Origin of the sequence: Metabacillus sp. KUDC1714, assembly GCF_014217835.1 — a bacterium.
Taxonomy (GTDB): Bacteria; Bacillota; Bacilli; order Bacillales; family Bacillaceae; genus Metabacillus; species Metabacillus rhizosphaerae.
This window is the reverse complement of sequence record NZ_CP055263.1, coordinates 5,136,838-5,152,480: the sequence shown is the minus strand read 5'-3', so window position 1 is coordinate 5,152,480 and position 15,643 is coordinate 5,136,838. Positions and strand designations below refer to the sequence as shown.

General features: G+C 34.9%; 15 protein-coding genes. 8 read left to right on the top strand and 7 right to left on the bottom strand.

What is annotated here, in order from left to right:
- The first annotated feature begins 213 nt into the window (after positions 1-213).
- Positions 214-2,604 (top strand): polyprenyl synthetase family protein, encoded by a 2,391-nt coding sequence (locus tag HUW50_RS23765; RefSeq protein WP_185653415.1) that lies wholly within the window; start codon positions 214-216, stop codon positions 2,602-2,604.
- 104 nt (positions 2,605-2,708) lie between these two features.
- Here the strand turns inward: HUW50_RS23765 and HUW50_RS23760 are convergent, their stop codons facing one another.
- Entirely contained in the window at positions 2,709-3,599 is an 891-nt protein-coding gene (locus HUW50_RS23760) for an EamA family transporter (protein ID WP_066339244.1), read from the bottom strand.
- Positions 3,600-4,759: 1,160 nt separating this feature from the next.
- Between HUW50_RS23760 and HUW50_RS27455 the strand changes: the two genes are divergently transcribed.
- Positions 4,760-5,920, top strand: coding sequence for a CapA family protein (locus HUW50_RS27455; RefSeq protein WP_185653414.1), 1,161 nt, complete (start codon positions 4,760-4,762; stop codon positions 5,918-5,920).
- Positions 5,921-6,209: 289 nt separating this feature from the next.
- On the opposite strand, the gene HUW50_RS23750 is transcribed toward HUW50_RS27455, so the two are convergent.
- On the bottom strand, positions 6,210-7,046 hold the full coding sequence (locus HUW50_RS23750; protein WP_066339642.1) for a helix-turn-helix domain-containing protein: 837 nt from the start codon (positions 7,044-7,046) through the stop codon (positions 6,210-6,212).
- A 70-nt stretch (positions 7,047-7,116) separates the two neighbouring features.
- On the opposite strand from HUW50_RS23750, the gene HUW50_RS23745 reads away from it, so the two are divergent.
- A complete protein-coding gene (locus tag HUW50_RS23745) occupies positions 7,117-7,926 on the top strand; it encodes a phytanoyl-CoA dioxygenase family protein (RefSeq protein WP_066339227.1) in 810 nt (269 codons plus the stop codon).
- Between the two features lie 24 nt (positions 7,927-7,950).
- Positions 7,951-8,838, top strand: coding sequence for a sugar phosphate isomerase/epimerase family protein (locus HUW50_RS23740; protein ID WP_066339224.1), 888 nt, complete (start codon positions 7,951-7,953; stop codon positions 8,836-8,838).
- A 293-nt stretch (positions 8,839-9,131) separates the two neighbouring features.
- Here the strand turns inward: HUW50_RS23740 and HUW50_RS23735 are convergent, their stop codons facing one another.
- Positions 9,132-9,677 carry a DUF420 domain-containing protein gene (locus HUW50_RS23735; protein WP_066339221.1) on the bottom strand — a complete coding sequence of 182 codons (546 nt, stop codon included), beginning with the start codon at positions 9,675-9,677 and terminating at the stop codon, positions 9,132-9,134.
- 337 nt (positions 9,678-10,014) lie between these two features.
- Positions 10,015-10,608, bottom strand: a complete 594-nt coding sequence (locus HUW50_RS23730; protein WP_066339219.1) for a DUF4352 domain-containing protein — start codon at positions 10,606-10,608, stop codon at positions 10,015-10,017.
- A 469-nt stretch (positions 10,609-11,077) separates the two neighbouring features.
- Here HUW50_RS23730 and HUW50_RS23725 point away from each other — a divergent pair, with 469 nt between their 5' ends.
- Complete coding sequence (locus tag HUW50_RS23725) at positions 11,078-12,112, top strand: flavin-containing monooxygenase (protein ID WP_066339217.1); 1,035 nt, start codon at positions 11,078-11,080, stop codon at positions 12,110-12,112.
- Positions 12,113-12,294: 182 nt separating this feature from the next.
- On the top strand, positions 12,295-12,774 hold the full coding sequence (locus HUW50_RS23720; protein WP_066339215.1) for a hypothetical protein: 480 nt from the start codon (positions 12,295-12,297) through the stop codon (positions 12,772-12,774).
- 129 nt (positions 12,775-12,903) lie between these two features.
- On the opposite strand, the gene HUW50_RS23715 is transcribed toward HUW50_RS23720, so the two are convergent.
- Positions 12,904-13,275 (bottom strand): VOC family protein, encoded by a 372-nt coding sequence (locus HUW50_RS23715; RefSeq protein ID WP_066339206.1) that lies wholly within the window; start codon positions 13,273-13,275, stop codon positions 12,904-12,906.
- A gap of 279 nt (positions 13,276-13,554) precedes the next feature.
- Here HUW50_RS23715 and HUW50_RS23710 point away from each other — a divergent pair, with 279 nt between their 5' ends.
- Positions 13,555-14,262, top strand: coding sequence for a DNA alkylation repair protein (locus HUW50_RS23710; RefSeq protein ID WP_066339203.1), 708 nt, complete (start codon positions 13,555-13,557; stop codon positions 14,260-14,262).
- Between the two features lie 105 nt (positions 14,263-14,367).
- The gene (locus tag HUW50_RS23705; RefSeq protein WP_066339200.1) at positions 14,368-14,586 is read left to right on the top strand and encodes a helix-hairpin-helix domain-containing protein; all 219 of its coding nucleotides are present in this window, start codon (positions 14,368-14,370) and stop codon (positions 14,584-14,586) included.
- A 314-nt stretch (positions 14,587-14,900) separates the two neighbouring features.
- Here HUW50_RS23705 and HUW50_RS23700 read toward each other — a convergent pair whose 3' ends face one another.
- A complete protein-coding gene (locus tag HUW50_RS23700; protein WP_066339198.1) occupies positions 14,901-15,146 on the bottom strand; it encodes a hypothetical protein in 246 nt (81 codons plus the stop codon).
- Positions 15,136-15,642, bottom strand: coding sequence for an RNA polymerase sigma factor (locus HUW50_RS23695; protein ID WP_157094520.1), 507 nt, complete (start codon positions 15,640-15,642; stop codon positions 15,136-15,138). Before HUW50_RS23695 ends, HUW50_RS23700 begins: the two co-directional genes overlap by 11 nt.
- Between the last annotated feature and the right edge of the window lies 1 nt (position 15,643).

Sequence of the window (15,643 nt, the reverse complement as noted above, 5' to 3'; positions counted from 1 at the left end):
AAAAAAACTATCCTTTTGTCTCGTGACCATTTTTGTCACATTAAAGCCTTTAGCGTAGTTTACTAGAGTATTATTATGTAAATTAAAGTATAAAAGGTCGACTTCTTTTTTATTAAAGATAAAAATACTTTGTTAGTTTAAAGAAAAATGAGTGGATCATTATAGGTTTGGATGAGATTGCATACATATATATAAGAACATAAAACAGAGGGAATGGATAAAATGAATGAAGAGTTAATAAAAAATGCTGATGCATGCTATCGGCTAGCTGAGCAGAAGGCGGCACAATATTTTAAATCACTTTCTGAGCAGCTCATGCAAAAGAGCTATGTTCCTACCCTAACAAAAGATTTCCAATCCTGGAAACAGAACCATATTCACCATACATTTTTATCCCTATTTTCGCGTAGAACAAGAAAACCTGATTCCAAAGGGTATCACAATTATATCCAATGGCTGAATTACACAGGTAAACTAGATAATTATCTAGATCGAAGCATTTCATATATTTTCATGCGTGATTTGGGCAAAGCCCTGGACTCACCTGATACACAAAAAAGTATTCAGCGTGTAGTTGATAGTTTAAAGAATCACCTGACTCGTTCAACTGTAAAAGAACAAGGGGACAAAACTGAGACGGTTAACATGGCATGGTTGTACCGGGAGGCTCAGAAGGAGGGCATTGAGTCCACTTTAATTTGGGTGCTAAACAAATTAAAGACAGTTTCCGCCAATATTCCTAAGGGAATGGATGCTGAGCAAGCCCAAAGAAAATTAATTAAAATCATTGCTGGGGTAATTATGCACGAGCTTGAAGAGATGAGCGCTGAGATATCGCAGGAAGAACGGACTCAGAGACTACATAAAGCAATAAGGATAGGTTATTCCTATGGTCTGACCTATCCGTTCATTGACGATCTTCTCGATGCCAAAATCTTATCTGATAAAGAGGAAAAACAATATTCCGATTTAATACGTACCACTCTAATTACTGGATCTGTGCCTGAATTGGGCGAGTGGACCGGAAAAAACATGGATTTGATCAGATATATTCATTCAGAACTCCGCGACGCTTTTGAGTATATTAAGGGACATCAGCCACTAGAGACTAGAAATAATTTTCTGGAGCAATCCTATGTGTTTTTTAATTCTCAGGAAGTGGACCGCGTAAAGGATCTGATAAATCCAAATTATACTAATGAGGAGCTTTATCTTCCTATAATTTTAAAATCCTCTTCGTCGCGATTGATTGTCCGTTCAGTAATCAATGCTACAGAGGATGAGGGATTTGACAATCGTACTTTCTTTTATGGTATATACAACCAGCTTGCAGATGATTTTGCAGATATGTTCGATGACATGCAGGAAGGAGCAGTAACACCTTATACTTATTATATGAAATACCATGATAAACGTTTGGATCTAATAAACCCCTTTGAATTATACTGGACGGTTATATTCAATTTGATCCATAACGTATATCATTCAGATCCCAAAACTTGTGAAGTAATTTTGGATCGTGCGATAAACGGTTTGAAACGCTTTAAAGAAAGAATGGGAACCAAAAAATACAATGAAGTGATGGAGCTATTCGCTTCTGGAAACCCACAATTCAATCGGGTTATTCAAAATATGGTGCGAAAAGCGAATGATGTGGATTTTTTTGATAAACTGCTCCGAGATCATATAATGACCATTCTGAAAAATGAACGGAAAGAGCGGGAAGACTTTGTAGATACGATCGAAAACGTACGCATACAGATAAACAACATTTTAAAAATCACTAAAACCGATCATGATTCTTTTATGAAAGAACCGATCATTGATGCTGCAAATTACAGCCTTGAGGGTGATGGAAAGCGATTGAGGCCCATCATAACTTGGATCATGGGCATTAAGGAATATGGATTAAAACGTTCAGCAATTGTACCACTTTTAAGGTCATTGGAATATATGCATACTGCATCACTAATCTTCGATGATCTGCCTTCCCAGGATAATGCGTCCATCCGTAGAGGACGTCCAACCCTACATCAGGTATATAACATTTCAATAGCGGAATTAACAGGTCTCTTTTTGACCCAGAAGGCGATTGGGGAACAAGCTTCTCTTGACCAGTTTGATGCGAAAACGGTGCTTAAATTGATTCAATATTCAGCCCAAATAACAGAGGATATGTGTAAGGGACAAGCGATGGACTTGGATTCCAAAGGGATACAATTAACACTAGATCAATTGAATATGATGAGCTTTTATAAAACTAGCATCGCATTCGAAGCTTCGCTCATCATGCCTGCTATTCTCGCTGATGCACCAGAATTGGAAATTGAACACTTAAGAAAATTCGCCTACCATGCCGGCATTGCATTTCAAATAAAAGATGACCTGCTTGATGTTGAAGGGGATTTAACTTTACTTGGCAAACCAATTGGAAAAGATGCTGAGAACAACAATTCGACTTTTGTGTCAATTTTAGGTGTAGATGGTGCAAGAAAAGCGATGTGGGAACATTACTGTCTAGCAATAGAAATGTTGCAAGAGGTGCCTCGCAATACCACTTTTCTAAAGCATTTATTGAACTATATTGTGAACCGGGACCATTAATTAGGAGTTTGTTCTAAATGGTTTTACCACAATTCTAAGCCTATTCCTTTTGGAAAGCGGGCTTTGAATTGTGGTGTTTTTCTCTGTGGAACAATATATGTGAATCAAGTTTTTTCGAGGAGTGACAGACTCGTAAAACGAACATTGCCGACTACAATCCCACTTAAAATGATCACAACTCCTAGCCATTGTGAAAAACTTACAAGTTCAGCTAAGATAATCGCAGACATTATTACAGCTACTGGAAGCTCAGATGCAGTTAAGATCGTGCCAAGTCCTGGACCGATATGCGGCATACCAATAGAAAATAAAAGCGGTGGTAAAGCAACACCAAATATACCAAGAAATAAACCATACGGTGCTACCCCGATTAAGACAGGTAAATCAAATAAAAACATTGGTGGGTATACTAAAAGTACGACAATTAAACCACCAGTGGATAAGAAAGCACTTTTAAGGATTGGTGAAGTATCATTTCCAACAGAACTACTGAGAAATATAAAAGTTGTAAACGTCAAAGCCGAAAGTAACCCCCAAGCTGTTCCTTGTAAAGATAGAGCAACTTCACTCTTTGCAACTAAGCCCGCAGCTAGAATTGAGCCGATAATAAGAAATCCGATTGCAATGATTTTCCCTTTCGTTGGTATTTTTTTATAAAAGATCCACTCGAAAAGTGTGCCAATCCAAACAAATTGAAATAAAAAAATGATTGCTAGAGAAGCATTAAGAGTTTGTAGCGCTTGATAATAAAACACACCTGTTAAGCCAAATGGAATTCCGGATAATAATAGTTTGATAGCTTGATTTAAAGATGATTTTTTCTTTTTTGTAAAGATAACTAGCGTCCATGTAAGTAATGCTCCAAATAAATATTGGCCACCTGTTACTTCTGTCACCGAATAACCTGCCGAATACGCAAGTTTGACAAATGTAGATAAAACTCCATAACAGCATCCACCTAAAAAAACAATTAAAGCATATTGCCAAGTTTTCATTCATTCTTCCCCTTTCTTAACACAAAAAAGCCACACAATTGTCAGTTGACAATTGTGTGGCGAAAATAGAGCTAACTCTAGAAAAATCCACGTCCAAAAAGGTTTTATTATTCAAGTTATATAAAAGTATAAGATCAACACAGCCAATTGTCAACGGCTTCTTTTAGTGCAACTCTATATAGCAAGATGCCACGAGTGAAGCTGACAAGACCTACTTTTAAATGCGACAAGTTTCTGAGGTTTAATAACTAACTTATAAAAAATTAAGAATAAGTAGACTGAATGAAAAAAGGAAATAAACTATCCGGGCGTTTGCTGAATTAATAAAGTATTTATAATCAATTAACATTAGCTAAATAAAACTATGTTAACTTTAAATTGTAACGATGAAGACAACAATATTCTATTGAGTATAGGGTGTGTTAGATAATATGGTTACTAGAGTGGGCATAAGTTTTTTACTTATAATGGTACATTTCTACTTGGTTTGAGTAGCATCTTAAATCTTTTCTACCAGTTGTTTAATTGCCGAGGGTAGCAATATTTATCTACTGTATATTTCCCTCTTGTACAAACGGAGCAGGGATTTGAACATTTTATAAATTGAATAGTTTTAAGTTTTATATAGCATCTCTTTGTATTGAGGGATGCTTTTTATTTTTGTCAAAAATAAAAAGATATTTCCACAATTGAACTTTTTTTGAGATAGTTAAGAGAAACACTATTGAATCCAAGGCTTTTAATTAGTAACAATATCTTATACAGTATTCATAGTATAAATCTTTGTTTGATTATCAATATTATTAGAATCAAATTGATCTAACATTATGGCTGTTTTCGCAAACTTTGTTGCTTTTAAAATAGTATTGGGTTGGTTGATTGGCGCTCCAGGATGCTCGCTTTCCGTGGGGCGGGCGATGAGCCTCCTCAGCGCGAAGCGCCTGCGGGGTCTCATCTGTCCCGCTACTCCCACAGGAGTCTCGCACCTTCCGCACCAATCACCCTAATCTGTTTTGTTCAAAAACAACAATCTTTTAGAAAAGAGCCAACATTATTAAGTAAGTAGAAATTCATTAGGAAATCAAATACTAAGGAGTTACTTTGATACCCCTTAATATTTGACTTTTAAAAAAAGAATTAATTAAAAAAGGAAGAATTTGATGAAAAGACCATTATTTTATTTTTTATTAGTAACTCTTATTTTAGTAGCCTCTTCTTTTTATCTCTTGCATAAGAAAGATATTAAAACACCAGATTCTTATATTCAGAATAAGAATACTGATTCAGGAAAGGAAATTAATACGGAAACATCTGAGAAGTCTCGAAAACAAGCAACAGATAAAACTTCTACTGCTACATTGTCTGCTATTGGTGATATTCTCATTCATGATCGGGTATATAATCCAGCACATGTTGCTAACGGACAGTATGACTTTATGCCTTTTCTTACACCGGTTCAATCTTATTTAGGTGAAGCAGATATTACTGTTGCCAACCAAGAGACGATGATTGGAGGTGTGGAGATAGGTCTTTCGACATACCCCTCGTTCAACAGTCCACATGAGGTGGGAGATGCATTAAAAGAAAGTGGTGTTGACCTTGTGACACTGGCAAACAATCATACGTTAGATCGTGGGGAAGAAGCGATTCGAAATGCGATTCAACACTGGAATAAGATCGGTATGCCTTATGTAGGTTCATACGTTTCATCAAAAGATAAAATGAAAATTAGAACGATAGAAATGAACGACATTATATTCTCATTTTTAGCTTATACATATGGTACGAACGGTATTTCAGTACCAAAGGATAAGCCGTACCTAGTGAACTTAATAGATATGGAGAAGATGAAACAAGAGATACTAGAAGCAAAAGAGTTATCTGACGTTGTAGTTGTTAGTCTTCATTTTGGGCAAGAATATCAAAGGTTACCGAATGATGAACAGAAGAAATTAGCACGTCAAACTGCAAATGCTGGTGCAGATATTATTATTGGACACCATCCTCACGTTTTGCAGCCGATGGAATGGATTGAAAGAGCAGACGGAAAACGTTCATTTGTAGCTTACTCACTAGGCAATTTCTTTTCCGGACAAAAAGGGGACTATAAAGATATCGGTGGTATTTTGCAGATTAAAGTTGAAAAGGTAGAAATAAACGGTGAAAGTATAGTTAAGTTAAATAACCCTTCATTTATCCCAACTTTTGTAGGTGAAGATTATACTGTGTCCCCTCTTAAAAAAGTGGCAGGTAAAGAGGCAGTATATAAAGTAATAATAAATCATATGAAGCAATGGTTGCCAGAGCTAAAGGTTCATTAATCATTGAAGAGAAGGATGAAAATACATTTTTGGTATCATTTTTATTTCTTTCACAGTTTCTACGGCACTGTAACTAACCGAACAAAATATTATAGAAAATACTTAAATATTCCGTTAAGGGCGTTTATCAGTAATGAAGATAAGCGTTTTTTTTTATAGAAAAAAGATTGAGTGAACGTCTAGATTTTAAATAATTGATAAAGATGCAGTTTAACATAACAGACTTCAAACAAAAACAGTTTACAACGTGCAGTTTAACAATCTACGAAAATTGGAAAAAAACATTCCCTTATTGCTCTAACAGCCTTTTACGATATGCCGACGGATTCATCCCATAACTAGTAGTAAATTGTTTTGTAAAATAGAAGGGGCTTGCAAAGCCTACTTCATTTGCGATCTCTGAAATGGGTAACTGGGTGAATTCTAGTAGTTTTGCTGCATGGGCCAATCTCATTGATAAAAGTGTTGCCATAATCGATGTGCCGACTTGTTCTCGGAATAAGTGAGATAGTCGTGAAGGGGAGAGACAGACTTGATCAGCTAAGGATTGAATTGTATGCGCCTCTCTTAACTCTTCATTCAATAAATGAATAACCTGTTGCACTCTGTAATCTATTTTGTTTGCTTTTGTTGTTTGTAGCCATTGATTGATAGCCAATAAAATTTCTTCAAGTGCATTCATCGATAACTCCAAAGAAAACTCTTGAAGCAACCGATTATCACGAATCATTCGCTGAAAGCTATTATTAACACGATCTTGTAGCTGTATATCATTAATTGGAAAATAGATAAAGCCTTTTGTTGTTTCAGGAAGATTGAGTAATTCTATCCAAGTTGGTCTTGGAAGAAAATGAGCCCAATAGAATTCCCAGTGATTGTTATTAGATCCATATTGATGAGCGGTTTTTGGTTTTAAAATAGCTAGCTCACCTGCTTTTACATGCTGTTCATGACCATCCACACTAAACAAACCTTTCCCAGAAAGAGTAAATGTTATTATCCATTCTTTCGCTCCATTTGATCGAGTGACCTTGTATTCATTTGACTGATGATAATGATCTGAAAAAAGAACCCCAGGTGATGAAGCATTTTTAAAAATAGCAGGATTGTTAAGGTTTATAGTCATTCTCTCTATTCCTTTCATTTTGAGATCTCTTATAATTTAATTATAGCAATTATTAATAAAAAAGAGGTGGATGATGGTGGAGAATATTACTGAGGCACAAAAAGAACAGTTTGATTCAGATGGATATTTGATTGTAAAAGGACTATTTTCAAGCGAGGAAATTGAGCAGTTAAAAAATCGGTTTATGCAAATACATTCCGAAGGACCGATACCAGGTTATTTTTCACCCCTTTCCGAGGAAGATGCAAAAGGCGATATATTGAAGATGTATCCAAGGATCATGCATCCTCATAAAATTGACTCACTATCTATGAAGTACTTGTTGGATTTAAGGCTATTCTCAATTCTGACAAAACTACTTGAAGAGGAGCCACTTGCAGCACAAAGTATGTTCTATTATAAGCCACCAGGTGCAAAGGGGCAGGCACTGCATCAGGATAATTTTTATTTAAAGATGGAACCAGGAACATGTATAGCAGCCTGGACCGCAATTGATCCATCTAATGAAGAAAACGGTGGACTTTATGTTGTTCCTAATTCGCAGCATGCTGAAATCCAATGCCCTCATAGAGCTGACCCAGAGAAATCGTTTACTCGTGAAGAGGTCGATATACCTGATGGGCTAAAGCCAATACCTGCGATCCTGGAGCCAGGCGATGTGTTGTTTTTTAATGGTAATGTAATTCATGGATCTTATCCAAATACTTCAAAAGACAAATTTCGCAGATCGTTTATTTGTCATTATGCAGGGATTTCCACCACAAAAGCTGGAAATTTCTACAAACCACTATATAAACAGGATGGTACGCCTGTTACGGATATTGAAACGACTGAATCGAATCCATGTGGTACAGAATTTACCCAAGCGGAAATACATTAACCTACATTAGGAAAAGGTGGAAAGATGAAAAAAATAAATAATGGAAGCAGTGCTCCACCACGATTAGATATTCAACAATCATGGTGGGCGATGAATGGGATAGGAAATGGCGTACGAGAATGGATAACAGAAGAAAAGGTAGAAAAAATTGCCGAAGCAGGATTTACAGGGATTAATGGTTTTCTTCCACCTCAAGAAAAACAGGAGGAGTGGCACAACTTACTTGAAAAGTATCAGCTTAGCTTTAGCATTTGTGCTTATCCTTGGAATCGTGAAGAGTTATCAACTCTTTTAAAGCAGGCACAAGACTTTGGCGTTCAGCATGTTAATTCACAAGTGATGGATAGTTTTGTCATCGGTGAAGAAGCGGTACAGCTACTAAAAGAGTTAACAGAGGAAGCTGAACGGTTTGGTACCACTCATTTTGTAGAAACACATAGAGGAAGAATTACACAGGACTTGTTGCGAACAGTAGATTATGTGAAAGCGATTCCTAATTTAAGTCTCACAATTGATTTTTCTCACTATGTTGTCTCTGGTGAGATGGTCGGGGATATCTTTAGAGCAGAGCCGTTTTTTAATGAATTGTTACAACGATGCGGATGTATTCATGGGAGAGTTTCAAATGGAGAACAGGTGCAAGTGGATATTGGACCAAATGGAGAGCATCCGATGTTGAATCGATTTAAAGGCTGGTGGAAACAAGGGATGGAAAATTGGCTGATGGATGCGAAAGTTGGAGATATTTTCCCATTCGTATGTGAATTGGGTCCACCAGGATATGCAATCACGAAAAACAGCTATAGTAAAGGGAATATGGAGGAAATTTCCGATCGATGGGAGCAATCTTTATTACTAAAACGAATTGCCGAAGAACAATGGGCAGAATGTGTGCAAGGGTTAGCGGAATAGATAGTAAATTTTATATATAGAAACAAAGAAAAACGAGTGTAAAATCAGAATGAACTGTACCCCATCAAATAGACAATTATAAAAAGAGTAGACATAAGAGGTGACTACATTATTAGACGAGACTGCTGAAAAAGTAGACAGAAATGTTGAGGGATGGTGCTACTATTAGAGGTAAGTTACGATAAATTCAGGTATGGTTTTACTGAGATCTAAGTGTAATAAATAAAAGCAACAATCTTTGAATATAAAAAGATTGTTGCTTTTATTATGAAAAGAAGACCTTTAGACTCGAATTAATAATACGGTGATATCATGAAGTAGACCAATACACCAGTGAAGCTTACATAAAGCCAGATCGGCATCGTCCATCGAGCAATTTTCCGATGCTTGTCTACCTGCATATTCAAGCCCCTGCCTAGCGTAATAAGTGCAAGTGGCACAATTGCTGCCGCAAGGAAAATGTGAGTGATCAAAACAAAATAGTAGATACTCTTTAATAATCCATCTCCGCCATAGCTAGTTGATTCAGCCATTGAATGATAGGTCAAATAACTAATGCAAAACAAAAATGTTGTCGTGAATGCCGCAATAATAAAACGGCGGTGCAGTTTAATATTTTTTTGCCTGATTGTAATCAAAGCAAGAACAAGAAAAAGAAATGTAAAGGTGTTGAAAATAGCATTCATTAACGGTAATACAGTTAACTCTATTCCCAAAATGCTACCATCATTGTTTTTAGGCAAAAAATACGTTCCGACTATCACACCTACAATGACAATTGACAAGATCCAAATCAATGAATTGTAATTTCGTTGTTTCACAGAATGATTATTACTCATGTTATTTGCTCCTAATATAATAGTGGTTTTCTTAAGAATAAAAAAAGAAACAGTAAAGATCAATTTATTTTTATTATAATACTGAATTTGTCATTATTCGGACAAAAACATATTGTAAGAATTTGTTTCAAAGTTACACCTAAAGCATAGCGCAAATGATCGTCGATACAAAATGGAAAAGTATATTTCGCTAAGAACGACTGCAATAATAGATTGAGTAGATTCAGTGAAACAGTGGATGATCTTATGAAAAGAAAAGGATTTCGAATACAAGTTGGGGTTTATTTTACAAAAAAGGACCAGGAAAAATGATTATTTTTCCTGATCCTTTGACTTATTATTGAAGATCAATTGTTTGTGTTTCTGTTCCCCAGAAACCAGATTGTACTTGGAGCTTGTATGCTGCTTTAGGATCCGCAACGTCAAAAACAACCTTTCCACGATTTTCAAGATTTGGATTAATTTCTTCTAAGAAAAATCCTTTTCCTGCTTCATTCGCGTAAAGTGTTGCAGAATCATCTGCATTATATTCTGTATCCCCTTGAAGTAACTTAAAGAAGGATGAATCTGTCATGATTGCTTCTTTTCCTTCATTTTTCACTGTGACATCGAGAATTAAGTAGGTTCCGCTTGCATTTTGTCCATATTCGCCACCAACATTATTTGCAGTTGACTTCCCATGAACAGTAAACACAACATCGCCAACTTTTACGGCATCACCGATTTTATACGTTTTTGTTTCTTCCTTCTTTTCACCCTCAGTTACATCCGTTCCTTCTTCAGTTTCTGGAGGTGCAGCATCCCCAGCATCGTTTGCTAAGTCGGTATCATCTTCACCGCCACCAGTCGCGATAGCTATCACCAATATCACCGCAATAGCCCAAAACCACCAACGTTTATAAAAAGGCTTCTTTATTCTTTCTTTTGCCATTTAATAAAGTCACACTCCTATATGAATTTTGTCACTTGAATATAGGTTTTACATGTGTTAAATAAAATATTTAAGAATTTGCTGTTAAATAATTTCAATCATTTAAGCAGATAATAACAATTACTTATTTATTTGCTCTTAACTCATAGAATCGAGGTAAAGCACTCATCATTTGAAATGCTTAAATCATACGTCGATCGATATATGATGAAGAATTCATTGAAGAGCAGTAATTAATTTAACTAGATAAAAAATGAAAACACTTTTATGCAGGTAAAAGAAAAAAGGAATAATAATTATTTTTGAATACTCTTAATTAGGGTTAGTAGAGGAAAATATTAACATGTTATTATAGATACATATAAGAATTTATAGGGTTATCTCAATGTTACTATATTAATTGTTTTTAATATTTGCATATTGATCTTGAGATTAGATTCATATTTTTATTGAATAAGGAGTTAAAATAATGTTTGATGTAATTATTATCGGTGCAGGTCAAGCTGGCCTTTCTATGGGATATCATCTTTTGAAGCAAACGAAAAACTTTTTAATAATAGATCAAAATAAGAAAATCGGTGATTCTTGGAAGAATCGTTATGAATCCTTAGTATTATTTACTACTAGAGAATTTAGTTCTTTACCTGGTTTACAAATGAAGGGAGATCCTCAGGGGTTACCAACTAAAAATGAAGTAGTTGAATATTTGGGGCTCTACGCAAGGACATTTGAATTACCAATTCAAATGGAAACGAACGTTCAAACTTTAGAAAAACAAGAAAATACCTTCATTATTAAAACGAATAAAGAAACCATGCATTCAAAACAAGTGATCATTGCAACTGGACCTTTTCAATTACCATCTATTCCATCAATCTCAAAGAATCTTTCTAATAATGTGTATCAAGTTCATTCATCTGAATATAAAAATTCTAGCCAATTATTACCGGGAAATGCACTAATAGTTGGAGGAGGAAATTCTGGTGCACAAATTGCGGTAGAACTTTCTTCTTCGAGAGAGGTGCATTTATCCATTAGCAAAGAAATCAGCTTTCTACCCTTATCTTTCTTCAGAAAGAGTATTTTTTGGTGGTTCAAGAAACTCAGGATATTGAATGCTACGGCAGAATCATTTATCGGAAAAAGGATTCGAGGTAATGGGGATCCTATCTTTGGAAATGAATTAAAGCAATTACTTCGAGATCAAAGAATTATCCTTCATCCCAGAACAATTCACTGTGACCAGGAGATTTTTCAGTTCGAAGATCAGGAAAAGATTGAAGTCAAAAATGTCATCTGGGCTACAGGGTTTACATCAAATTACGAATGGATTAATATCTCACAAGTCCTGGACAAAACAGGGAATCCAGTACATAGCAGGGGGATCACTCAAATTGAAGGATTGTATTTCCTTGGTTTACCATGGCAGCATAAACGCGGTTCAGCACTACTATTAGGAGTAGGCGAGGATGCGGAATACATTGCAAATAAAATGAATATTTGATGTAGTCTATCTCTACCTTCAATAAAAAACGAATTGTCTAGAAACAAATGAAGCAAGAAAATATTGGCTACAATTGGGTATTGAAGCTGTTTTTCAACTAGCTTTAAGATAATAGAATACTTTTTGTGTATTCGGATACTCTAAAAAGAGATGAAATTATAAAAGGTTAAGGTGAAATCCATATGTTATCCAAAAGGCACACTTTATTTAATGTAATTTTAATAGTAGTCCCTTGGTTATCGTTGATATGTATAGGAAAACATAATTTAAAACGTTTTTCTCTAGCGGGGATAGTCATTGTAATTCTGGAGATTATTAATCATAAGATTGGACAAAAACGTAATTGGTGGACTTTTTATGATAAGCGAAAATCATTTCTAACAAATGAACTCCCTTTTAGTATTGGTCCATATATGCCTCTTTCCTTGTGGTTACTTAAATTATCATATGGAAACTTTAAAAAGTTTGTGTTGCTTAATGTTATTGCTGACGGATTGTTTGCTTTTCCTATTATTAACTTTATTAAAAAAATAAAAATATTACGTTTAAATAAGTTGAATAATTTTCAATTTTTTCTATACTTACATTATAAAGCATATATATTATACGGAGTGCAATACTGGTATGATAATAAACTTAAGTATCAACTAGGAATAAAATAAGGATTGCTCTAGCGTAGGACCGGTTCTCTTTCTTCTAATTTAGAAGTTGAAGAACAGGTCCTTTGCTTTTTCATCTACTATAATAGCAAAAGTAATATGTAGTTACTTGTACCGTTAATTTTGGCTATTTCATCTGTGTTGATCAACAAGAATGAGATTACCATCTGGATCTTCAATTGTAAAATGTGCTGGTCCTTCACTTGATTCATCGGCTTCAGACAGCATGTTTATTCCATTTCCTTTGAGCTGTTTTTGAAGTTCGCGAACGTCCGTAAATGATTCGAGATTTTCAGCATTTTCATTCCATCCTGGATTAAAAGTCAGGATGTTCTTATCAAACATTCCTTGAAATAGCCCAATTATGCAATTTTCATTCTTCAAAATAAGCCAATTTTGGGTAATATCACCACCTAATGTTTGAAATCCAAGGTTTTCGTAAAATGATTTTGAGAGATTAATGTCTTTTACATTTAAACTTACAGAAAATGCGCCTAGTTTCATATTTCTACCACCTTTTTATTAATGATTAAAAGTTCAGACAGATGTTCGTATCGAGTTAAGCTTTTTATATGTATAAGTATAAATGAGCATATTGAAATGCACAATATTTACCATATTATTTTGGAGGATAAGTTTTTATGCAATAAACTACCTAAGTAGGCTCAACCTACTTTATGGTAAAATTATTTAAAGAACGGATCAGATTTTTTTGAAAATAGTTTAAAGTAAAAAAATGAATACATTACATAAACAATAGATTTTTTTGAAAGGATGAATAGTGTGACGTATGAAGAAATTATGCAAAAGCTTGAAGAATTAGGTTCCGAGCAAACGAAGCAAATTTATCTGAATCATGGGGTAAAGGAGCCTTATTTTGGGGTGAAAATTGGGGATTTGAAGAAGCTTGTCAAGTATGTAAAGAAGAATCATGAATTAGCATTAAAATTATATGATTCTGGTAATCATGATGCAATGTATTTAGCAGGCTTTTCAATTAATCCCAAGCTTATTTCAAAGGAAACCTTACAAGATTGGGCCAAAAAAGCGTATTGGTATATGGCAGCAGAATATACAGTTGCACAGGTAACTGCAGAGAGTGATTATGCTCTTGAATTGGCGAGGGAGTGGATGAAATCAGAGGACGAAATGGTTGCTGTTTGTGGCTGGAGCACCTATTCAAACTATTTATCCATAACCCCTGACGAAAAGTTAGATATAGCTGAAATTAAGACTTTGTTGAACCAAGTGAAAAATACGGTTCATGAAGAACGAAACCGTGTACGATATGTGATGAATGGTTTTGTTTTGTCTGTGGGTGCATATGTAACTGAACTATGTGAGGAAGCAAAACAAGTAGCAGAATTTATTGGCAAGGTACACGTAGACGTAGGGAATACGGCTTGTAAGGTACCTCTAGCATCAGAATATATTAAGAAAATAGAAATGAAAAATAGAGTAGGTATGAAACGGAAAACTTGTATATGTTAGGTATTATTAAAAGATCGGATTCGAGGTAAAACCTAATGAAAACATTTAGAGTCTGTAATTTTTTATGTAACAAGTATTCAATTAACTAATTAAAGGAGGACAATAATGGACAATATCAATAAAGCAACACAAGAAATTGATTTGCCCAATATTGGTAAACCAGCTACTCGAGCGCTTACCAATGCTGGGTATATTAATCTTGCTCAATTGACACAAGTAACTGAATTAGAAATTTTAAAGTTACATGGTGTTGGGCCGAAAGCGGTGAGAATACTGAATGAAGCACTTAAGGAAAAACAGCTTTCATTTGCAAAAAATTCATAAAATAATTGGAACTATAAGGAGTCAACCATGAAAATAAATTTACTGATTTTTATATCTTCCGTAAAAGAACAGCAAGAAAAGGTTAGACAAGAATTAATGGTGAAAACATTCAAATATTCGTCCAGTTAAAGGGGATATCATACATGATCCAGGATTCGATCCAGGATTTCATAATGGATATGAAGTTGTGAAAATCACTATTAATTATGATAAGAATGAATGCTTTGTTTCACTAAAACCTACAAACACATAAAAAAAATCGATTCCTTATCGTTCAGAGAATCGACTTTTTTAGATGAAAAAGCTCCTAGTTTTTATAGAAAAAGTAAAACTTGTATTAATGCTAATGCAGCGGTTCCCATTATTGGAGCAAGCTTTAGCAACAAAATTCCATTCGAAGTTGAAATGATTGAATCAAGTGGGTCTTTTGCTGGTGAAGCTAAAAGATTGATAAAACGTTCCCACTTACTAGGTTTCATTGGGAAATCGGGTATATCTACGTGATATTGTTCAAGTTTCGTATGCAGATGTTGATCCTTATCAAAGGGATCATGTCCCATATTCGTCTCCCTCCAATTCTTCCTTTAATCTTTTGATTGCGATGTGTAATCTTGATTTAACCGTCCCTTTTGGAATTCCAAGGATTTTGGCTATTTCCTCTTGAGGCATATCGTGATAGTAGAAGAGTAATATAACGGCACGCTGTATTTCAGGAAGCTTTGCAACGGCTTCCCGAATGGTCATTCTGTCTGAAAGATGGAATTCTTCGGTCCGTGTCGGCGTCAGAAAGGGCAAAAGATTCCTCCATTTCTTACGACGGTTTAATTTTGTTATCATCAATCGATATGCAATTTGAAAAAGATATGATTTTAGTTTTCCCTTGTTTGGATTGTAATCGTACTTATAACGCTGCAGTTTAACAAATGTGTCTTGAACGATATCAATGCTTAATTGCTCATCTCTTGAATAACGGAAAATAAACGAGTATAAAGACTGCTTTAATAGGGTGTAGATCCTTTCTAATGCTTCATTATCACCATTTTGATAAGCGATCATT

Bases quoted from the DNA above. Each gene is read 5' to 3' on its own strand.
- HUW50_RS23720 (WP_066339215.1), top strand. From the start codon at position 12,295: ATGTTATCCAAAAGGCACACTTTATTTAATGTAATTTTAATAGTAGTC.
- HUW50_RS23740 (WP_066339224.1), top strand. From the start codon at position 7,951: ATGAAAAAAATAAATAATGGAAGCAGTGCTCCACCACGATTAGATATT.
- HUW50_RS23700 (WP_066339198.1), bottom strand. From the start codon at position 15,146: ATGGGACATGATCCCTTTGATAAGGATCAACATCTGCATACGAAACTT.
- HUW50_RS23725 (WP_066339217.1), top strand. From the start codon at position 11,078: ATGTTTGATGTAATTATTATCGGTGCAGGTCAAGCTGGCCTTTCTATG.
- HUW50_RS23745 (WP_066339227.1), top strand. From the start codon at position 7,117: ATGATGGTGGAGAATATTACTGAGGCACAAAAAGAACAGTTTGATTCA.
- HUW50_RS23715 (WP_066339206.1), bottom strand. From the start codon at position 13,275: ATGAAACTAGGCGCATTTTCTGTAAGTTTAAATGTAAAAGACATTAAT.
- HUW50_RS23750 (WP_066339642.1), bottom strand. From the start codon at position 7,046: ATGACTATAAACCTTAACAATCCTGCTATTTTTAAAAATGCTTCATCA.
- HUW50_RS23735 (WP_066339221.1), bottom strand. From the start codon at position 9,677: ATGAGTAATAATCATTCTGTGAAACAACGAAATTACAATTCATTGATT.
- HUW50_RS23730 (WP_066339219.1), bottom strand. From the start codon at position 10,608: ATGGCAAAAGAAAGAATAAAGAAGCCTTTTTATAAACGTTGGTGGTTT.
- HUW50_RS23705 (WP_066339200.1), top strand. From the start codon at position 14,368: ATGGACAATATCAATAAAGCAACACAAGAAATTGATTTGCCCAATATT.
- HUW50_RS23765 (WP_185653415.1), top strand. From the start codon at position 214: ATGGATAAAATGAATGAAGAGTTAATAAAAAATGCTGATGCATGCTAT.
- HUW50_RS27455 (WP_185653414.1), top strand. From the start codon at position 4,760: ATGAAAAGACCATTATTTTATTTTTTATTAGTAACTCTTATTTTAGTA.
- HUW50_RS23760 (WP_066339244.1), bottom strand. From the start codon at position 3,599: ATGAAAACTTGGCAATATGCTTTAATTGTTTTTTTAGGTGGATGCTGT.
- HUW50_RS23695 (WP_157094520.1), bottom strand. From the start codon at position 15,642: ATGATCGCTTATCAAAATGGTGATAATGAAGCATTAGAAAGGATCTAC.